Consider the following 17,905-nt stretch of genomic DNA (forward strand, 5'->3'; position numbering starts at 1 on the left):
GTTTAGAGTATTTCTGTTGTTCCAGATAACTTTTCAATAGCTTCTTTTGCGCTTTTAGAAAAAGCATTTGCTTTCACCTCTAATTTAGAAGTAATTTCGCCATTTCCCAAGATTTTTACCAAATCATTTTTAGAAACTAGCCCAGCCTTAATCAATAACGCTTTATCTATTGTTGTAGTCTCATGCTTATCAGCAACAGCCTGAAGTGATCCCAAGTTAACTCCTTTGTACTCTACACGGTTGATGTTCTTAAAACCAAATTTAGGAACCAAACGTTGTAGAGGCATCTGACCTCCTTGAAAACCAACTTTGCGGCTATATCCTGATCTAGACTTAGCACCTTTGTGCCCACGTGTCGAGGTACCACCAAAACCAGATCCTTGACCACGGCCAATTCGCTTATCAGAGTGAGTGGAACCTTTCGCAGGTTGTAGATTGTGCAACTCCATATCTAGTTATTTTTATTTATTAATTATAATTCAACGACCTTAACAAGGTGTTTAACAACATTAATCATACCTAGAATTACTGGAGATGCATCATGCTCAACACTACCATTCAGTTTACGCAAACCAAGTGCTTCTAGATTACGCTTTTGGGTCTTAGTAGCTCCAATTGCGCTTTTTACTTGTGTTACTTTTATTTTTGCCATTGTGTTTTTCTATTATCCGTTAAACACTTTGTCAAGAGAAACCCCACGGTGTGCAGCAACAGTTTGTGCATCGCGAAGCTCTGCAAGAGCATTAAAAGTAGCCTTTACCAAGTTGTGAGGATTCGAAGAACCTTTCGACTTAGCTAGGATATCGTGAACTCCAGCACTCTCTAGTACTGCACGCATTGCACCACCAGCCTTTACTCCGGTACCCGAAGATGCAGGCTTCATGAATACACGCGCACCACCAAATTTAGCGTATTGCTCGTGAGGAATAGTTCCCTTTAGAACAGGTACATTGATCAAGTTCTTTTTCGCTGCTTCTACCCCTTTAGAGATAGCAGTAGTTACTTCATTAGCTTTACCAAGACCCCATCCTACGATACCGTTCTCGTTACCTACTACTACAATAGCAGAAAAACTAAAGGTACGACCACCTTTTGTCACTTTAGTAACACGGTTAATAGCAACCAATCGATCTTTAAGTTCGATGTCGCTTGTTTTTACGTTACGTATATTTTGTGCCATTGTAATAATTAGAATTTAAGACCGTTTTCACGAGCAGCTTCAGCTACTGCTTTTACACGTCCGTGATACAAATATCCATTTCTATCGAATACAACTTGAGTAATACCTGCCGCTAGAGCTGCCTCAGCTGCTTTCTTACCAACAACAGTTGCGATCTCAGACTTAGATCCCTCAAGGCTTGCGATCTCTTTACATAGTGACGACACAGATAACACTGTTTTACCCGCATTATCGTCAATAAACTGAACAGAAATCTGTTTGTTACTGCGATATACGTTCATGCGAGGAGTAGCTGCAGAACCAGAAATAATTTTTCTGATTCTTTTTTTGATCCTGGCGCGTCTTTGTAGTTTTGTTAAAGACATGATTTTCTAATTCTTATAATTATACTTTAGCAGACTTACCTGCTTTACGACGTAGTTGCTCACCATCAAACTTAACACCTTTTCCTTTATACGGTTCTGGTGCACGGAATGAACGGATTTTAGCTGCAACTTGTCCAATCAACTGCTTATCGCAGCTTTTCAAAGTAATTGTTGGATTGCTACGCTTATCTGTAACAGCAACAACATTTACTTCACTTGGAAGTTGCAAGTAGATGTGGTGAGAGTATCCAAGAACAAGGTCTAATAATTGACCTTGATTCTCAGCACGATAACCTACACCTACCAACTCTAATTTGATTTCGTATCCCTTAGAAACACCAACCACCATATTACTGATTAGTGAACGATACAATCCATGTAGAGAAGCGTGACGCTTCTGATCCGTTGGACGAGATACTACTACTTGATTTTCCTCTACTGTAACAGTGATTTCAGCATCAACTTTTTGAGTCAACTCTCCAAGTCCGCCTTTAACTGTAACGATGTTGTCGCTAGAAACACTAACGGTAACGCCAGCAGGGATTTCAATAGGTAATTTACCGATCCTTGACATTGAATATTCTCCTCTTGATTAATATACGTAACACAATACTTCTCCACCAACATTTAGCTCACGAGCCTCTTTGTCAGTGATAACTCCCTTCGAAGTAGAAAGAATTGCTACCCCAAGACCATTCAATACACGTGGCATAGTGTCTGTGTTAGCGTATCTTCTCAAACCTGGTTTACTAATACGCTTCAATCCTTTGATTGCAGGTATCCCAGACTCTGGATGATATTTCAATGCTATCTTAATACTTCCTTGATAGTTTTTCTCGTCATCAAATTTGTAACTTAGGATATAACCTTTTTCTTTAAGAATTTTGGTCATTTCCTTTTTGATCTTAGATGCAGGAATTTCCACAACGCGGTGCTTTGCTTTAACGGCATTCCTTAATCTAGTCAAAAAATCAGCTATAGGATCTGTCATTTTTTTAAACTTTCTTTTAAAGAGATTACCAACTTGCTTTTTTAACACCTGGAATTAAACCAGAAGAAGCCATTTCTCTGAAACAAATTCTACTGATTCCAAACTGTCGCATATATCCTTTTGGACGTCCAGTCAACTTACAACGATTGTGCATTCTAACTGGAGAAGCATTCTTAGGAAGCTTCTGGAGTCCTTCATAGTCCCCCTCTGCGATAAGACGACTACGCTTCTCAGCAAAGCGTGCAACTAACTTTGCACGTTTTACTTCGCGGGCTTTCATTGATTCCTTAGCCATATCTCTTATTTCTTTTTAGCGTTTTTAAAAGGCATACCAAATTCACGTAACAAAGCATAACCTTCTTCATCAGAAGTAGCTGTAGTTACGAATGTAATATTCATACCAGAAATCTTGTTGATCTTATCCATCGCGATCTCTGGGAAAATGATCTGCTCAGTTATACCCAATGTATAGTTACCTCGACCATCCAATTTTGCTTGGATACCCTGGAAGTCACGAATACGTGGCAATGCTACAGAGATAAGGCGATCTAAGAATTCATACATGCGATCTTTACGCAAAGTTACTCTTGCTCCAATAGGCATCTTCTTTCTCAACTTGAAGTTAGAGATATCCTTTTTTGAAACAGTAGAAACAGCTTTTTGACCAGCAATCATTGTCAACTCAGCAAGTGCTATGTCAACTAATTTCTTGTCACCTGTAGCTGCTCCAACACCTTGGTTGATTACAATCTTCTCAAGTTTTGGCGCCTGCATTACAGACTTATAACCAAACTCTTTCATCAAGGCAGGTAGAACCTGCTCTTGATATTTTGCTTTATAAGTAGGTATATTCGCGTTCATTACTTAATCTCCTCTTTTGATTTTTTAGTATAACGAACCAACTTACCATCCTCATTAAGTCTGCGACCAACACGAGTAACCTCTTTTGTAGACGCATCTACGAACATCAAGTTAGAAATGTGAATTCCAGCTTCTTGCTTGATGATTCCACCTTGAGGATTTTCGGCATTAGGCTTAACATGCTTAGAAATTAGGTTTACACCTTCAACGATAACGCGGTCGGTTTTCTTGATTACTTCAAGAACCTTACCTGTTTCGCCTTTTCCAGATCCAGCAATAACCTTAACGGTATCCCCTTTTTTTATTTTAAACTTTTTTTGCATTATATTGTACGATTTACAAAACTTCAGGTGCTAACGAAACAATCTTCATGAAGTTGTCACGCAACTCACGAGCTACTGGCCCAAAGATACGAGTTCCGCGCATTTCACCTGCAGCATTCAACAAAACCAGTGCATTGTCATCAAAACGGATGTAAGATCCATCTGCACGACGAACCTCCTTCTTTGTACGTACCACAACTGCTTTAGAAACAGTACCTTTTTTGATGTTACCAGAAGGAATAGCGCTCTTAACAGTTACCACTACTTGGTCACCTACAGAGGCATAACGCCTTTTAGTACCACCTAATACACGAATAACTAAAGCTTCTTTTGCACCACTGTTATCAGCAACAGCACATCTACTCTCTTGTTGTATCATGGTTACTTAGCTCTTTCAATGATTTCTACCAATCTCCATCCTTTTTTCTTACTCAAAGGACGAGTCTCCATAACTTTTACGGTATCGCCGATATTACAATCGTTTTTATCGTCTTGAGCATACAATTTTGAAGTCTTATTTACGAATTTTCCGTAAATAGGGTGCTTCTCTTTGCGATGCACAGTAACAGTGATGGTTTTATCCATTTTGTTACTAACAACTACTCCGATACGCTCTTTTCTAAGGTTCCTTTCCATCGTCATCCTTATTACTTAGTTTCACTAATTTGACGTTGACGCAAGATCGTCTTTAAACGTGCAATAGTTCTGCGGCTTTCGCGAATACTTTGTGGATTGTCCACAGGGCTAACCGCGTGATTCAATTCCAAACGTACTAATGCCTCAGATTCTGTTGCGATACGCTCTTGGATCTCTGCTGTACTTAATTCTTTAATTTCAGAAGTTTTCATTATTCTGCATTTGATGATTCAACAAAATCACGACGAACAACAAACTTTGTCGTCACAGGTAGCTTCTGAGCAGCTAAACGTAGTGCTTCTTTTGCAAGGTCAAATGGTACACCATCTACCTCAATAATCATACGTCCAGGTGTAACAGGTGCAACAAACGCCTCTGGAGCTCCTTTACCCTTACCCATACGAACCTCTGCAGGTTTCTTTGTAATAGGCTTATCTGGGAAAATACGGATCCAAATCTGTCCTTGACGTTGCATCTTTCTTGTTACGGCAATCCTTGCTGCCTCTATCTGACGCCCTGTAATCCATGAAGTCTGTAGCGACTTAATACCAAAAGTACCGAATGAAAGTTGGTTACCGCGCTGTGCGTTCCCCTTCATCCTTCCTTTTTGGACTCTTCTGAATTTTACTTTCTTAGGCTGTAACATCCTTTACTAATCTTAGATAATTAACAAATTACTTTCTACGCTTCTTAAAACCTCCGCGCTTATTACCGCCACGATTATCTCGTGGAGCTTGTACTGGAGCTAGTTCAGGTTTTCCATAAATCTCGCCTTTGCAAATCCAAACTTTAACTCCTAGAAGTCCAGTTTTTGTCAATGCTTCAACAAGTGCATAGTCAATATTTGCTCTAAGTGTATGTAGAGGTGTTCTACCTTCTTTGTACATTTCCGAGCGTGCCATTTCAGCGCCATTAAGACGACCTGAAATCTGAACCTTAATACCTTCTGCTCCCATTCGCATTGCTGAAGAGATAGCCATCTTAACAGCACGACGATAAGCAATACGGCCTTCAATTTGACGAGCGATATTTGTACCTACAATCTTAGCATCAAGCTCTGGTCTTTTGATTTCAAAAATGTTGATCTGAACATCTTTTTTAGTGATCTTCTTAAGCTCTTCTTTAAGCTTATCTACTTCCTGACCACCTTTACCAATAATAATACCAGGGCGAGATGTTTGAACGGTAATAGTAATAAGCTTAAGAGTACGCTCAATCATAATTTTTGAAATACTCGCTTTTGCCAAACGCGCATTCAAATATTTACGAATTTTGAAATCCTCGGCAAGCTTATCTCCATAATCATTACCTCCGAACCAGTTTGAATCCCATCCACGGATGAATCCCAATCGGTTTGCTATCGGATTAACTTTTTGTCCCATGTATTATTATTTATTCTTGAACAACATTATTACTTGCTAAGCGAATCGTAACGTGATTAGAACGCTTACGAATTCGGTGAGCACGACCTTGAGGTGCTGGTTGAATTCGTTTAAGCATACGTCCACCATCTACGAATACTTCAGTCACATACAAATTACTCTCTTCCAAACGAACACCTTCGTTTTTTGCTTGCCAGTTTGCGACAGCAGAAAGAAGTAACTTCTCTACTTTTCTTGAAGCCTCTTTTGAAGAGAACTTTAAGATATCTAATGCGCGATTCACTTCTACACCACGAATCATGTCAACTACCAAACGCATCTTACGAGGTGAAGTAGGACAGTTACGCAATACAGCTGAATACTGTTGTTTTTTCGCTTCTTTAAGCTTTATCGCATTATTATGTTTTCTTGATCCCATCGTGATACAGATTTACTATTTTTTCTTATTACCACCATGACCGCGGAAAGTACGCGTTGGAGCAAACTCTCCAAATTTATGTCCTACCATGTTCTCTGTAACATATACAGGAATAAATTTATTCCCATTATGTACTGCGACTGTATGTCCGACATAATCCGGAGAAATCATTGAGCTACGCGCCCAAGTCTTTACAACGGTCTTTTTACCTGACTCAATCAAAGCTGCAACCTTCTTATCAAGGTTTACATCAATGAAAGGTCCTTTTTTTAATGAACGACTCATAATTTGTACTTACTTTTGCCGATTACTTCTTTCTTTTTTCTACAATATACTTATTCGAAGCTTTTTTCTTCGAACGAGTTTTGAAGCCTTTAGCTAACAGACCCGTGCGTGACCTTGGGTGACCTCCAGACTGACGTCCTTCACCACCACCCATTGGGTGATCAACTGGGTTCATTGCCACACCACGAACTCGTGGACGACGTCCCAACCAACGTGAACGTCCCGCTTTTCCTGAACGCTCTAACGCGTGATCTGAATTACTTACTGCTCCAATTGTAGCACGACATGTTACAAGTACCATACGAGATTCGCCCGAAGGTAATTTTACAATAGCATATCTGCCTTCACGTGAAGTCAATTGTGCATATGATCCCGCTGAACGAGCCATAACACCACCTTGACCAGGATGAAGCTCAATATTATGAATGATTGTTCCAAGAGGAATATTTGCTAGAGGAAGAGAATTTCCTACTTCTGGTGCAACATTATCTCCTGACAACAACACTTGATCAACTTCAAGCTTGTTTGGTGCCAAAATATAACGTTTCTCTCCATCAGCATAAACCAACAACGCGATACGCGCAGTACGGTTAGGATCATACTGAATAGATTCTACCTTTGCAGGGATACCGTCTTTATCTCTTGTAAAATCGATAACACGATATTTTCTCTTATGCCCTCCACCTATATACCTCATTGTCATCTTTCCAGAGTTGTTACGTCCTCCGGATTTCTTCATGGGCTTCAACAATGATTTTTCAGGTGTGTCAGTGGTAATCGTATCAAAAACACCAACGATCTTGTGTCTCTGACCGGGAGTTACAGGTTTAAACTTTCTTACTGCCATTTCCTATTAAATATTGCTGTAAAAATCAATTACGCCACCTTCTTTCAAGGTAACGATCGCCTTCTTAAAAGATGCAGTCTTGCCGTTTTGCACACCAGTCTTAGTGTAACGCATCTTACGCTTTCCTGCATAAACCATTGTATTTACAGAGCAAACTTCTACTCCATACATAGCTTCAATGGCTTTTTTGATCTGGCCTTTATCTGCACTCTTCAAAACAACGAAACCATAAGAGTTCAAAGTCTCTTGCTGCTCCGTCATTTTTTCTGTTACTATAGGTCGAACTAAAACATTCATTGCCTAAATCGTTAAATATTAAATACTTCCTCCAACTTACTTACAGAACCTTCCACAAAAACGATAGTTTTTGCACGCAATACGTTATATGTATTCAAGTCAGATACAGCAATAACGTCTACATTCTGTAAATTTCTGGTCGACAAATATATGTTTTTATTTGCATCAGATAAAACAATTAACAACTTTTTATCGTTAATCTGTAAATTCTTTTGCAAAGAAACCATTTCTTTCGTCTTTGGAGACTCAAAAGTAAAATCTTCAAGAACCTTGATAGCTCCCTCGTTAGCTTTGTAAGTCAAAGCTGATTTACGAGCTAATTGCTTCACTTTCTTATTCAACTTGAAACCGTAATTTCTTGGACGAGGCCCGAAAGCACGTCCACCACCACGGAAAATTGGAGACTTGATACTACCAGCACGAGCTGTACCAGTACCTTTTTGCTTTTTAATCTTTCTTGTTGAACCAGAAATATCAGCACGCTCTTTGGACTTGTGAGTCCCTTGACGTTGATTTGCCAAGAACTGTTTAACATCCAAATAGATTGAATGATCGTTCGGCTCAATCGCGAAGATTGCATCATTCAATGCAACTTTACGACCAGTCTCCTGTCCTGCTAGATTTAATACACTAATTTCCATTACTGCTGAATAATTAAGTAAGACCCCTTAGCTCCTGGAACGGAACCTTTAACAATTAACAAGTTACTCTCTGGTATTACTTTCAAAACTTTTAAGCTTTCAACCTTAACAGTCTTGCCACCGTGACGACCTGCCATACGCATACCTTTAAATACACGAGCTGGGTAAGATGCCGCCCCAATAGAACCTGGTGCTCTCAAACGATTATGTTGACCGTGTGTAGCTTGACCTACACCAGCAAAACCATGACGCTTTACAACACCCTGAAAACCTTTACCTTTAGAGACACCTGAAACATCAACCCATCCATCAACATTCAAAACGTCTAGGGTTACAACATCACCAAGCTGGAAATCCATACCTTCTGCAGAAAACTCTACCACTCTCTTCTTAGGAGTCGTGTTCGCTTTTTTAGCGTGACCTTGCTCTGCTTTTGTAGCATGCTTCTCTTTTTTATCCTCAAAACCCAACTGAATAGCAGCATATCCATCTACTTCTTCAGTACGTACTTGAGTTACGACACAAGGACCAGCCTCAATCACAGTGCATGGAATGTTTTTTCCCTCAACACTGAATACGGAAGTCATTCCGATTTTTTTTCCAATTAATCCAGACATAATACTTTAAATTGTCTAAAATTATTAAAGTTTAATTTCTACTTCTACACCACTAGGAAGCTCTAATTTCATAAGAGCATCGATAGTTTTTGCAGTAGAACTGTAAATGTCGATCAAACGCTTGTACGTTGACAACTCAAACTGCTCACGTGATTTTTTGTTCACGAAAGTAGAACGCAAAACAGTAAAGATACGCTTGTGCGTAGGAAGTGGAATAGGACCACTAACTACTGCACCTGTTGTTTTAACTGTTTTAACAATCTTCTCAGCTGATTTGTCTACAAGATTGTGATCGTAAGACTTTAATTTAATCCTGATTCTTTGACTCATTTCGAGATAAATTACTATATATTACAACAAATCTGTTCGACCTTTCACATTCTCCAACACCTCAATTGCGATGTTCTTTGGTACTTCTTCATAATGAGAGAATGTCATAGAAGAAGTTGCACGACCAGAAGACAATGAACGAAGCGTCGTTACATATCCAAATTGTTCTGAAAGAGGCACTTTTGCCTTAAGAACACGAGCAGTACCACGAGAATCCATACTTTCTACCTGACCACGACGGCGGTTCAAGTCAGAAATAATATCTCCCATATACTCCTCTGGAGTAACAATCTCTAAACTCATCATTGGCTCTAACAATGCAGGAGATGCCTGTGATGCAGCACTCTTAAATGCTTGACGACCTACAAGTTCGAAAGACAATTGATCTGAATCGACTTGGTGATAAGATCCATCATAAAGAGTAACTTTAAGACTCTCTACAGGATAACCAGCCAATGGTCCATTAACCATAGCCTCTTCGAAACCTTTCTTCACAGAAGGGATAAATTCTCTAGGAATAGATCCACCTTTGATCGCGTCAACAAACTCAAGACCTTCTTTTCCGTCCTCTGCAGGAGCAACACGTACGTGAACATCGGCAAATTTACCACGTCCACCCGACTGCTTCTTGAATGTCTCACGTAATGAAACTTCAGAACGGATAGTCTCTTTATATGATACTTGAGGCTCACCTTGATTACACTCAACATTAAACTCACGCTTAAGTCGGTCAATAATAATCTCCAAGTGAAGCTCACCCATACCACGAATAATAGTCTGCCCTGAATCCTCATCAGTATTTACCTGGAAAGTTGGATCTTCTTCTGCCAATTTAGCAAGACCAATACCCATCTTATCCATATCCTTCTGAGTCTTAGGCTCAACTGCTACTCCAATAACTGGGTCAGGGAAAGTCATCTGCTCAAGAACCATTGGCGCATCCATAGCACACAAAGTATCTCCAGTACGGATATCTTTGAAACCTACAGCAGCACAGATATCTCCAGCTTCAATCTTCTCTCTAGCCTCTTGTTTATTTGAGTGCATTTGGAATAAACGTGAAATACGCTCTTTCTTTCCTGTTCTTGCATTCATTACATATGAACCAGAAAGAATTGTTCCTGAGTAAACACGGATAAAACACAAACGACCTACAAATGGGTCAGTTGCAATTTTAAATGCCAATGCAGCCAATGGCTCTTCAGCATCTGGTTTACGTACAGCTTCAGTATCTTCACCCAATACAGTACCAACAGTCTCTCCTTTATCCAAAGGTGAAGGCAAATACAAACATACTGCATCAAGCAATGTTTGAACCCCTTTATTTTTGAATGAAGAACCACATAACATTGGAACTACATCTCCAGCGATAGTTGCTTTACGAATCACATCATACATCATCTCTTCAGTGATGCTGTCTGGATCCTCAAAGAAACGCTCCATCAAAGCTTCGTCTTGAACAGCAACTGCCTCAACTAGCTTCTCTCTATACTCCTCAGCTTGCTCTTGCAAATCAGCAGGGATATCCTCGATAGAGTAATCCGCACCCATTGTTTCGTCATGCCAAAGGATAGCTTTCATTTTTACTAGGTCAATTACACCTGCAAAAGTCTCTTCGGCTCCAATTGGCAACTGAATAGGCACTGGATTTGCACCCAATTTCGCCTTAACATCTGCAACAACGTTGAAGAAATCAGCACCAGAACGGTCCATCTTATTTACATATGCAATCTTTGGCACACCATACTTATCAGCCTGGCGCCATACAGTCTCTGACTGTGCCTCAACACCACCTACTGCACAAAATGTTGCAACAGTACCATCCAAAACACGCAATGAACGCTCTACCTCAACAGTAAAGTCAACGTGACCCGGAGTATCAATGATATTGATCTGATGAGTTTTATCACAATAATTCCACTCAGTGTATGTAGCAGCAGAAGTAATGGTAATACCACGCTCTTGCTCTTGCTCCATCCAATCCATCGTAGCTGCACCATCATGCACCTCACCGATCTTATGTGTTCTACCAGTATAGAATAAAATACGCTCTGTAGTGGTAGTCTTACCAGCATCAATGTGAGCCATGATACCGATATTCCTAGTAAATTTTAAATCTCTAGCCATTATATACTATTGTATAAACAGATTCAACTAACAAATTAGAAGCGGAAGTGAGCAAACGCACGGTTAGCCTCAGCCATTCTATGTGTATCTTCTCTCTTCTTATATGCACCACCCTCTTCATTAAACGCAGCCATAATCTCTGCAGCCAACTTATCAGCCATAGTCTTACCTGAACGCTTACGAGCATACATAATTAAATTCTTAACTCCGATAGCCAGCTTACGCTCTGGACGAATCTCCATTGGCACCTGAAAAGTAGATCCACCTACACGGCGACTCTTAACCTCAACACCTGGAGTAATATTTTGGATTGCTTTCTTCCAAATATCCAGTGCAGACAACTCTTCAGTTTTCATACGACCATCAACGATGTCAAGAGCATCATAAAAAATGCGGAATGCCACACTTTTCTTTCCATCTTGCATCAAATCGTTAACGAACCTTGTTACCATGGTATCGTTAAACTTTGGGTCCGGCAAAAGGACCCTCTTTTTTGGTTTTGCCTTTCTCATCTTTTAGCCCTAATGTTTGTGTTATTCGAATTGGCTGTTAAGCTTCAGGCAGCCTACATTTCTTCTTTGAAACCAGAAACGGTCATCAAACCCTTACTCAACCAAACCACGAACAAACAACCAAGATTTTTAATCAATTACATATCTCAACTCTCTGTTGAGACAAAAACTCTTACCTAGAAAAATTACTTCTTCTTAGGTCTCTTCGCTCCGTATTTAGAACGACGTTGAAGACGTCCTTCAACTCCAGCAGTATCTAGCGCTCCACGAACCAAGTGATAACGTACCCCTGGTAAGTCTTTTACACGACCACCGCGAACCAATACAATCGAGTGCTCTTGCAAGTTGTGTCCTTCACCTGGAATATAAGCATTCACTTCTTTTCCGTTGGTAAGACGAACCCTTGCAACTTTTCTCATTGCTGAATTAGGCTTCTTTGGAGTAGTTGTGTAAACACGTACACAAACTCCACGACGCTGTGGACATGCATCCAACGCTGGAGATTTGCTATTCTCCACTTTGCTTGTACGCCCTTTACGTACTAACTGTTGAATAGTAGGCATAAAAATTAATCTTTATTTAACTATAAGTTTTAAAATCAAAACGGCAGTAATGCACTTTCTCAAAACACATTGCTCTCACAAGGCATTTACTTTCGTGCTTCACCAAGCCAAAAATCGAGGGGCAAAACTACTAATTTCCAAGACAAAAACACAGCTTTTCTTGAAAAAAGATCATTTTTATCTATTTTTTTATATATTATGAGGTACACAACAGCCTATTAGAACCATTATTCTACCACAAGAAGAGACAAACCCTTATAATATACAATCTTTTACACGGACCTCAAACAACCACTAACATGCTGTAAAACAAGGTTAAAATAAGCACCCCATCATATCAAATAAAAACTTCTTTATGTAACTTTAGTCACATGTAACAAATAGTATCAACCTTAAATACATTTGGCTATGAAAACATACAAAACTTGCGACATCCGTAACCTTACCATCATTGGGGGTTCCGGATCAGGTAAAACCACTCTGTGTGAATCTATGTTATTTGAAGGAGGCGTAATTGGGCGAAGAGGAAGTGTTGCACAAGAAAACACTGTTTCTGACCATACGACCGTAGAACATGAATATCGGAATTCCGTCTTCAGCTCAGTGCTTTACACGGAGTACAACGATAGAAAGTTAAATATCATTGATACTCCAGGAATGGATGATTTTGTAGGAAATGTAATCCCAGCACTGCGCGTTGCCGCCACAGGTATCATGGTAATAAATGCAACAGAAGGAATAGAGGTTGGTACAGAGATAGCCACTCGACAAGCAAAAAACTTCGAGACACCTCTTATCTTTACAGTCAATCAGCTCGACAGAGCAGATATCCAATGGGACACGCTTATCAGCGAACTAAATAATGGATATCAAAACCACATTGCTTTGATACAGTACCCTGTAGAGACAGGCGAAAACTTCCATCAAGTAATCGATGTTCTAAAGATGAAGATGTACCAATGGGGTCCAGAAGGCGGATCACCTGAGATTCTAGACATTCCTGATTCAGAACTAGAGAAAGCCAATGAACTACACAACGAATTGGTAGAGAAAGCAGCAGAAAATGATGAAAAGCTCATGGAACTATTCTTTGACAAAGGGACTCTGACCGAGGAGGAGATGCGTGAAGGAATAAAAAAAGGGATGCTAGCAAGAGAACTATATCCTCTATTTTGTATCTGTGCAGAGAAAGACATGGGCGTACGTCGTTTGATGGAATTTATATGTAATGTTGCACCAGCACCCAATGAATTGAAGCCGAAAGAGACCGTGGATGGACAACAAGTATTCGTTGATGAAAAAGACAAAACATCTCTATTCTTCTTCAAGACATCCGTTGAGCCACACGTAGGTGAAATCAACTACTTTAAAGTAAACTCAGGAATACTTAAAGAGGGAGATGAGCTACTTAATACCACCACCGATAATAAAGAAAAATTATCACAACTATTTGTCTCAGCAGGTAAAAACAGAGTACGTGTTAACGAACTCCATGCTGGAGACATCGGAGCAACTGTAAAACTAAAAGAAACAAAAACAGATCACACTCTCTGTGACAAAACTGAAAACTATAAATTTCGCAACCTTAGGTTTCCTAAACCTCGATACACAACAGCTATTAAAGCAGTTAACGAGAGTGACGATGAAAAGGTAGCCGAAATTCTTCATAAACTCTCACAAGAAGATCCAACCTGGAAAATGGAGTATGCAAAAGAGCTAAAACAACTTTTAGTTCATGGACAAGGAGAGTATCATATCAACACCCTTAAATGGTATTTCGATCACATCTACAAAGTAGACATCCAACTTGAAAGACCACGCATCTCATACAGAGAGACAATTACCAAGCCTGCACTTGCAAACTTTAGACACAAGAAACAATCTGGAGGATCAGGACAATTTGGAGAAGTCCACTTAATGATTGAACCATACATCGAAGGAAAAGAACCAAGGAAGAGCATTAAAATTGGCGATAAAGAGATCAAACTAAGCCTTCGCCACGTCGAGGAACACCCTCTTAAGTGGGGCGGAAAACTAATCTACTGTAACTGTATCGTAGGAGGAGTAATTGACGCAAGATTCCAACCAGCAATTCTAAAAGGAATAATGGAAAAAATGGAAGAAGGTCCACTAACAGGAAGTTATGCACGCGACATTATCGTATATGTTTACGATGGAAAGATGCACCCTGTTGATTCAAATGAAATATCTTTCAAAATCGCTGGACGAACAGCGTTTAGCCAAGCATTCAAAGAGGCTGATCCAAAGATCCTTGAACCGATCTACAAAATGCAAGTATTTGTTCCTAGTGATAAAATGGGAGATGTAATGAGTGATCTTCAAGGTAGAAGAGCCATGATTCTAGGAATGGAATCAAGTGGAAACTACGAAGTAATCAATGTGCAAATACCACTAAAAGAGACTTACAAATACTCTACAGCATTAAGTTCTCTAACCAATGGTAGAGCCATGTTCAAGATGGAGTTTGACAAATACGAAAAGATGCAATCAGAGGTACAGAAAAAAGTTCTTGAAGAACACGAAGAAGTAGAATTAGTTTAACAATATTAATATTTCTAAGATGAGGGTGTCACTAAAAGACACTCTCTTTTTTATTCCCACAAGAATCAAAAAAAAGGGCTCTTTCCGAAACTTAGTGGGTATGCTACATGTTTAATTTCTATATAATAACTTCTAAAATAAGACATCATGTACGATTTATTAGCCTCAGCCTTACATATTGAATCTCCCTATTTTATTGATGGTATTAACTTAGACAAGGAATCCCAACGTTTAGATGTTTATATCGATTTTAAGAGAGGTTCTCGTTTTAGTCACAATGGAGAGGATAACCTACAGGTGCATGATACACGAAAGAAAACATGGCAGCATTTAAGCTTCTTTGAGTATAAGTGTTATTTAACTGCACGTGTTCCCCGTGTTATAAAGGGAGATGGTAATGTTGCTATTCTTGATATGCCTTGGGAAGGTGAACTACCTGGTTTTACACTGTTGTTTGAAGCATTATTAATGTCCTTAATTTCTTATATGCCAGTTCATCAGGTTGCACAAATGACAGGTGTTTATGATGATAAGCTATGGAAGTTGGCAACTTTGTATGTCGATACAGCAAAGGCCGAAGAAGACCATTCTGATATTGAGATGATAGGGGTTGATGAGACTTCTTGTAAAAAAGGGCATAATTATGTTACTTTGTTTGTAGACCTAAAAGAACGCAAGACAGTACATGTTACTGAAGGAAAAGGGGCAGAAACTATTGCTTCTTTTTGTAAGGTTATTCCACATTATCACGACCAAAATAAAGTGATCAAATCAAGTAAAATAAGTCATGTCAGTTGTGATATGTCTCCTTCATTCATTAGTGGCATAGCAACACACCTTCCAGATGCTTCCATTACATTTGACAAGTTTCATATTATGAAGATAATCAATGAAGCAGTAGATAAGGTTAGACGATCTGAAGCAAAAGATGAAGAGTGTCTAAAGGGGAACAGGTATTTATTCTTAAAGAACAAGACAAACTTCACCTTAAAGCAACAGCAAGCCTTTAAGGATCTTTCTATATCAAACAGTAAATTAAAGAGTTTCAGAGCACTCCGAATACGTGAAAGCTTTCAGGATATTTACACATACGCTAACACGGCAGAAGAGTTTGTGTGCTTATTAAAACAATGGTATTATTGGGCAACTCACTCTAGGATGGAGCCTATCATCAAGGCTGCCAATACAATTAAAAGACATTGGGATGGCGTTGTGCAATGGATGGAAACAAAGATAAATAATGGAATATTAGAAGGTCTTAATTCTGTGGTTCAAACAGTAAAAAGAAGAGCTAAAGGATTTAGGGACACTAAAAATTTCATCACAATGATATATCTTGTTACGGGTAAATTAGATTTTAGAAAGGTGAATAAGCATTGTTCTTTTTAATATGATTACCCATCAAATCTTGGAAAGAGCCAAAAAAAGTAACATACAACCAGTTACAACACCATCTAAAACTTTGAACAATCACACTTCTGAAAGAGATAATTTTCTAACCTCCAAAACAGAAACACCAACCTAATCATGACATCATGATAAACATGTAGGACTTGACAATAAACATTTAGCTTAGATTCCACCATCTAACACTGATATATATTTTAATGTAAGTTCTTAATATCTGTTTTTCCATTATTCACAACACTAATTCTTTGGGAGCCATCCCCTTCTGCGATTACTTTACCATTCACAATGATATTCTTCACTTCACCACCGTTTACAGAGTATGACACCACATTATCTCCATGCGTAATAATATCTCCTTTCACGGTAATTTCATCCACTAATCCGCCCTCTTTAATACTAAGCCCATCAGCAGACAAGGTAAGAATCACCCCTTTAACAAGCGTTTTTCCTACGGAACCAAAAGTCTCAATATTCTCATTAACCACAATCTCACCAATTGGCTTGCTTACTTGAACTGCAATAGAACCATCTCCATGAGTAATAATAGATTTAAATTCAATTCGACCAACAGTACCATCATATTGGTTAAATCCACGAGCCCCTTGACCAAACGTTTCTATTGTATCATGCGCCACAAAACTCTTGACTATTCCAAAATTCACAAAGCCGATTCCACTCGGTCCATAAGATGTTATCTTCTTATCACAAATCCAATTATCTACTTCCCCCCAAGTATCTAGCACCATATCATTCACACCATAAGTTGTTACAGTACCTTTATTATGGATGGTTGTGATGTGTGTTCCATAAACAGCAAATACACCTCCTGTAATCATATTGGGTTGACCAAAAGGAATCATTCCGATAGAATAGATATCAAACGTTTCAATGATATTTCCCTTTACCCATCCACCATTATCAGAGAAGCCACTAACAAAAAGACCACTACCAAATACGGGCGCACCTTCACGTCCGACAGATATACCTTTAAGATTAATATCTATCAGACTATTAGGATCACTATTGTAATTGTAAACCGTAAATGCACCTTGGTAAACATTCACTCCATATTTCTGAGGTTGTTCCGAATAGTGACGAGCATCACAAGATACGATGTCGATATTTTCAGCAACTAACTTTGTCTTCTGAACAGGTTCTCTCGTTAAAATTTGAACCTGCCCAATTACACGCAGATCACGCAGTTCAATTAGTCCAAGATCACTATCATTCCCAACAATAAATATAGCACGCGAATTTGGATTACACAGGACTGAGACTCCCTCAATAGAGTTGTCTTTTGTTAAACCAACACCTTCAGAGCTATTAAAACTCATTATCGATCTTTCCTTAGAAACACCAGTAATCGTAAAACCTTCAGGAAGATGTAAGGAACACGGAAAAAGAATTGAAGATTGTAGTTCAATATTAACAGGCTCTTGACTCTTTAATGCATTTAAAAAGTCATTTAGAGAATTCACTTTAATTGTATTCATACTCGATGAAGTTAAATGCAGCATTATAACTGCGACAATTATTAAAAGAAGTTTTTTTATGCAAA

27 protein-coding genes are annotated in these 17,905 nt (G+C 39.0%); 2 read left to right on the forward strand and 25 right to left on the reverse strand.

Annotated features, from left to right (window positions below; genetic code table 11):
- Positions 1 to 2: 2 nt before the first annotated feature.
- The 24 genes from rplO to rpsL all read right to left on the reverse strand — a co-directional run bounded on the left by rplO (position 3) and on the right by rpsL (position 12,375).
- Positions 3 to 449 carry a 50S ribosomal protein L15 gene (rplO, locus tag K5X82_06645; protein ID QZT38566.1) on the reverse strand — a complete coding sequence of 149 codons (447 nt, stop codon included), beginning with the start codon at positions 447 to 449 and terminating at the stop codon, positions 3 to 5.
- A 23-nt stretch (positions 450 to 472) separates the two neighbouring features.
- Positions 473 to 652: a 50S ribosomal protein L30 gene (gene rpmD / locus K5X82_06650; protein ID QZT38567.1), complete on the reverse strand. Its 180-nt coding sequence runs from the start codon at positions 650 to 652 to the stop codon at positions 473 to 475.
- A gap of 12 nt (positions 653 to 664) precedes the next feature.
- Entirely contained in the window at positions 665 to 1,180 is a 516-nt protein-coding gene (gene rpsE, locus K5X82_06655) for a 30S ribosomal protein S5 (protein QZT38568.1), read from the reverse strand.
- Between the two features lie 8 nt (positions 1,181 to 1,188).
- Complete coding sequence (gene rplR, locus K5X82_06660; protein QZT38569.1) at positions 1,189 to 1,545, reverse strand: 50S ribosomal protein L18; 357 nt, start codon at positions 1,543 to 1,545, stop codon at positions 1,189 to 1,191.
- A gap of 19 nt (positions 1,546 to 1,564) precedes the next feature.
- Positions 1,565 to 2,119, reverse strand: a complete 555-nt coding sequence (gene rplF, locus K5X82_06665; protein ID QZT38570.1) for a 50S ribosomal protein L6 — start codon at positions 2,117 to 2,119, stop codon at positions 1,565 to 1,567.
- An 18-nt stretch (positions 2,120 to 2,137) separates the two neighbouring features.
- A complete protein-coding gene (gene rpsH, locus K5X82_06670) occupies positions 2,138 to 2,536 on the reverse strand; it encodes a 30S ribosomal protein S8 (GenBank protein QZT38571.1) in 399 nt (132 codons plus the stop codon).
- A 25-nt stretch (positions 2,537 to 2,561) separates the two neighbouring features.
- On the reverse strand, positions 2,562 to 2,831 hold the full coding sequence (rpsN, locus tag K5X82_06675) for a 30S ribosomal protein S14 (GenBank protein ID QZT38572.1): 270 nt from the start codon (positions 2,829 to 2,831) through the stop codon (positions 2,562 to 2,564).
- Between the two features lie 5 nt (positions 2,832 to 2,836).
- Positions 2,837 to 3,397, reverse strand: a complete 561-nt coding sequence (rplE, locus tag K5X82_06680; GenBank protein QZT38573.1) for a 50S ribosomal protein L5 — start codon at positions 3,395 to 3,397, stop codon at positions 2,837 to 2,839.
- Positions 3,397 to 3,720 (reverse strand): 50S ribosomal protein L24, encoded by a 324-nt coding sequence (rplX, locus tag K5X82_06685; GenBank protein QZT38574.1) that lies wholly within the window; start codon positions 3,718 to 3,720, stop codon positions 3,397 to 3,399. Before rplX ends, rplE begins: the two co-directional genes overlap by 1 nt.
- A gap of 13 nt (positions 3,721 to 3,733) precedes the next feature.
- Positions 3,734 to 4,099 (reverse strand): 50S ribosomal protein L14, encoded by a 366-nt coding sequence (rplN, locus tag K5X82_06690; protein ID QZT38575.1) that lies wholly within the window; start codon positions 4,097 to 4,099, stop codon positions 3,734 to 3,736.
- Between the two features lie 2 nt (positions 4,100 to 4,101).
- Positions 4,102 to 4,356 (reverse strand): 30S ribosomal protein S17, encoded by a 255-nt coding sequence (gene rpsQ, locus K5X82_06695; protein ID QZT38576.1) that lies wholly within the window; start codon positions 4,354 to 4,356, stop codon positions 4,102 to 4,104.
- An 11-nt stretch (positions 4,357 to 4,367) separates the two neighbouring features.
- Positions 4,368 to 4,568: a 50S ribosomal protein L29 gene (gene rpmC / locus K5X82_06700; GenBank protein QZT38577.1), complete on the reverse strand. Its 201-nt coding sequence runs from the start codon at positions 4,566 to 4,568 to the stop codon at positions 4,368 to 4,370.
- Entirely contained in the window at positions 4,568 to 5,002 is a 435-nt protein-coding gene (rplP, locus tag K5X82_06705; protein QZT38578.1) for a 50S ribosomal protein L16, read from the reverse strand. The genes rpmC and rplP overlap by 1 nt, the downstream gene beginning before the upstream one ends.
- A 28-nt stretch (positions 5,003 to 5,030) precedes the next feature.
- A complete protein-coding gene (rpsC, locus tag K5X82_06710) occupies positions 5,031 to 5,738 on the reverse strand; it encodes a 30S ribosomal protein S3 (protein QZT38579.1) in 708 nt (235 codons plus the stop codon).
- Positions 5,739 to 5,748: 10 nt separating this feature from the next.
- Positions 5,749 to 6,156, reverse strand: a complete 408-nt coding sequence (gene rplV / locus K5X82_06715; protein QZT38580.1) for a 50S ribosomal protein L22 — start codon at positions 6,154 to 6,156, stop codon at positions 5,749 to 5,751.
- A 15-nt stretch (positions 6,157 to 6,171) separates the two neighbouring features.
- Positions 6,172 to 6,441, reverse strand: a complete 270-nt coding sequence (gene rpsS / locus K5X82_06720; GenBank protein ID QZT38581.1) for a 30S ribosomal protein S19 — start codon at positions 6,439 to 6,441, stop codon at positions 6,172 to 6,174.
- Between the two features lie 22 nt (positions 6,442 to 6,463).
- Positions 6,464 to 7,288: a 50S ribosomal protein L2 gene (gene rplB, locus K5X82_06725; GenBank protein QZT38582.1), complete on the reverse strand. Its 825-nt coding sequence runs from the start codon at positions 7,286 to 7,288 to the stop codon at positions 6,464 to 6,466.
- Positions 7,289 to 7,294: 6 nt separating this feature from the next.
- Positions 7,295 to 7,585: a 50S ribosomal protein L23 gene (gene rplW, locus K5X82_06730; GenBank protein QZT38583.1), complete on the reverse strand. Its 291-nt coding sequence runs from the start codon at positions 7,583 to 7,585 to the stop codon at positions 7,295 to 7,297.
- 11 nt (positions 7,586 to 7,596) lie between these two features.
- Positions 7,597 to 8,226 carry a 50S ribosomal protein L4 gene (rplD, locus tag K5X82_06735; protein ID QZT38584.1) on the reverse strand — a complete coding sequence of 210 codons (630 nt, stop codon included), beginning with the start codon at positions 8,224 to 8,226 and terminating at the stop codon, positions 7,597 to 7,599.
- Positions 8,226 to 8,846 carry a 50S ribosomal protein L3 gene (gene rplC, locus K5X82_06740; GenBank protein ID QZT39099.1) on the reverse strand — a complete coding sequence of 207 codons (621 nt, stop codon included), beginning with the start codon at positions 8,844 to 8,846 and terminating at the stop codon, positions 8,226 to 8,228. Before rplC ends, rplD begins: the two co-directional genes overlap by 1 nt.
- Before the next feature lie 21 nt (positions 8,847 to 8,867).
- Entirely contained in the window at positions 8,868 to 9,173 is a 306-nt protein-coding gene (rpsJ, locus tag K5X82_06745) for a 30S ribosomal protein S10 (GenBank protein ID QZT38585.1), read from the reverse strand.
- 21 nt (positions 9,174 to 9,194) lie between these two features.
- A complete protein-coding gene (gene fusA / locus K5X82_06750) occupies positions 9,195 to 11,300 on the reverse strand; it encodes an elongation factor G (GenBank protein QZT38586.1) in 2,106 nt (701 codons plus the stop codon).
- A gap of 35 nt (positions 11,301 to 11,335) precedes the next feature.
- A complete protein-coding gene (gene rpsG, locus K5X82_06755) occupies positions 11,336 to 11,812 on the reverse strand; it encodes a 30S ribosomal protein S7 (GenBank protein QZT38587.1) in 477 nt (158 codons plus the stop codon).
- A gap of 185 nt (positions 11,813 to 11,997) precedes the next feature.
- Positions 11,998 to 12,375 carry a 30S ribosomal protein S12 gene (rpsL, locus tag K5X82_06760; GenBank protein QZT38588.1) on the reverse strand — a complete coding sequence of 126 codons (378 nt, stop codon included), beginning with the start codon at positions 12,373 to 12,375 and terminating at the stop codon, positions 11,998 to 12,000.
- A 408-nt stretch (positions 12,376 to 12,783) separates the two neighbouring features.
- Here rpsL and K5X82_06765 point away from each other — a divergent pair, with 408 nt between their 5' ends.
- On the forward strand, positions 12,784 to 14,937 hold the full coding sequence (locus K5X82_06765) for an elongation factor G (GenBank protein ID QZT38589.1): 2,154 nt from the start codon (positions 12,784 to 12,786) through the stop codon (positions 14,935 to 14,937).
- Between the two features lie 147 nt (positions 14,938 to 15,084).
- The gene (locus K5X82_06770; protein QZT38590.1) at positions 15,085 to 16,326 is read left to right on the forward strand and encodes an ISL3 family transposase; all 1,242 of its coding nucleotides are present in this window, start codon (positions 15,085 to 15,087) and stop codon (positions 16,324 to 16,326) included.
- Between the two features lie 215 nt (positions 16,327 to 16,541).
- Here K5X82_06770 and K5X82_06775 read toward each other — a convergent pair whose 3' ends face one another.
- Complete coding sequence (locus K5X82_06775; protein QZT38591.1) at positions 16,542 to 17,840, reverse strand: hypothetical protein; 1,299 nt, start codon at positions 17,838 to 17,840, stop codon at positions 16,542 to 16,544.
- Between the last annotated feature and the right edge of the window lie 65 nt (positions 17,841 to 17,905).

The organism is Prolixibacteraceae bacterium (genome assembly GCA_019856515.1).
Taxonomy (GTDB): domain Bacteria; phylum Bacteroidota; class Bacteroidia; order Bacteroidales; family Prolixibacteraceae; genus Halosquirtibacter; species Halosquirtibacter xylanolyticus.

What these genes read in the sequence shown, in the direction of transcription:
- rplO (QZT38566.1), bottom strand. Translation starts at nt 449, where the DNA reads ATGGAGTTGCACAATCTACAACCTGCGAAAGGTTCCACTCACTCTGAT.
- rpmD (QZT38567.1), bottom strand. Translation starts at nt 652, where the DNA reads ATGGCAAAAATAAAAGTAACACAAGTAAAAAGCGCAATTGGAGCTACT.
- rpsE (QZT38568.1), bottom strand. Translation starts at nt 1,180, where the DNA reads ATGGCACAAAATATACGTAACGTAAAAACAAGCGACATCGAACTTAAA.
- rplR (QZT38569.1), bottom strand. Translation starts at nt 1,545, where the DNA reads ATGTCTTTAACAAAACTACAAAGACGCGCCAGGATCAAAAAAAGAATC.
- rplF (QZT38570.1), bottom strand. Translation starts at nt 2,119, where the DNA reads ATGTCAAGGATCGGTAAATTACCTATTGAAATCCCTGCTGGCGTTACC.
- rpsH (QZT38571.1), bottom strand. Translation starts at nt 2,536, where the DNA reads ATGACAGATCCTATAGCTGATTTTTTGACTAGATTAAGGAATGCCGTT.
- rpsN (QZT38572.1), bottom strand. Translation starts at nt 2,831, where the DNA reads ATGGCTAAGGAATCAATGAAAGCCCGCGAAGTAAAACGTGCAAAGTTA.
- rplE (QZT38573.1), bottom strand. Translation starts at nt 3,397, where the DNA reads ATGAACGCGAATATACCTACTTATAAAGCAAAATATCAAGAGCAGGTT.
- rplX (QZT38574.1), bottom strand. Translation starts at nt 3,720, where the DNA reads ATGCAAAAAAAGTTTAAAATAAAAAAAGGGGATACCGTTAAGGTTATT.
- rplN (QZT38575.1), bottom strand. Translation starts at nt 4,099, where the DNA reads ATGATACAACAAGAGAGTAGATGTGCTGTTGCTGATAACAGTGGTGCA.
- rpsQ (QZT38576.1), bottom strand. Translation starts at nt 4,356, where the DNA reads ATGGAAAGGAACCTTAGAAAAGAGCGTATCGGAGTAGTTGTTAGTAAC.
- rpmC (QZT38577.1), bottom strand. Translation starts at nt 4,568, where the DNA reads ATGAAAACTTCTGAAATTAAAGAATTAAGTACAGCAGAGATCCAAGAG.
- rplP (QZT38578.1), bottom strand. Translation starts at nt 5,002, where the DNA reads ATGTTACAGCCTAAGAAAGTAAAATTCAGAAGAGTCCAAAAAGGAAGG.
- rpsC (QZT38579.1), bottom strand. Translation starts at nt 5,738, where the DNA reads ATGGGACAAAAAGTTAATCCGATAGCAAACCGATTGGGATTCATCCGT.
- rplV (QZT38580.1), bottom strand. Translation starts at nt 6,156, where the DNA reads ATGGGATCAAGAAAACATAATAATGCGATAAAGCTTAAAGAAGCGAAA.
- rpsS (QZT38581.1), bottom strand. Translation starts at nt 6,441, where the DNA reads ATGAGTCGTTCATTAAAAAAAGGACCTTTCATTGATGTAAACCTTGAT.
- rplB (QZT38582.1), bottom strand. Translation starts at nt 7,288, where the DNA reads ATGGCAGTAAGAAAGTTTAAACCTGTAACTCCCGGTCAGAGACACAAG.
- rplW (QZT38583.1), bottom strand. Translation starts at nt 7,585, where the DNA reads ATGAATGTTTTAGTTCGACCTATAGTAACAGAAAAAATGACGGAGCAG.
- rplD (QZT38584.1), bottom strand. Translation starts at nt 8,226, where the DNA reads ATGGAAATTAGTGTATTAAATCTAGCAGGACAGGAGACTGGTCGTAAA.
- rpsJ (QZT38585.1), bottom strand. Translation starts at nt 9,173, where the DNA reads ATGAGTCAAAGAATCAGGATTAAATTAAAGTCTTACGATCACAATCTT.
- fusA (QZT38586.1), bottom strand. Translation starts at nt 11,300, where the DNA reads ATGGCTAGAGATTTAAAATTTACTAGGAATATCGGTATCATGGCTCAC.
- rpsG (QZT38587.1), bottom strand. Translation starts at nt 11,812, where the DNA reads ATGAGAAAGGCAAAACCAAAAAAGAGGGTCCTTTTGCCGGACCCAAAG.
- rpsL (QZT38588.1), bottom strand. Translation starts at nt 12,375, where the DNA reads ATGCCTACTATTCAACAGTTAGTACGTAAAGGGCGTACAAGCAAAGTG.
- K5X82_06765 (QZT38589.1), top strand. Translation starts at nt 12,784, where the DNA reads ATGAAAACATACAAAACTTGCGACATCCGTAACCTTACCATCATTGGG.
- K5X82_06770 (QZT38590.1), top strand. Translation starts at nt 15,085, where the DNA reads ATGTACGATTTATTAGCCTCAGCCTTACATATTGAATCTCCCTATTTT.
- K5X82_06775 (QZT38591.1), bottom strand. Translation starts at nt 17,840, where the DNA reads ATGAATACAATTAAAGTGAATTCTCTAAATGACTTTTTAAATGCATTA.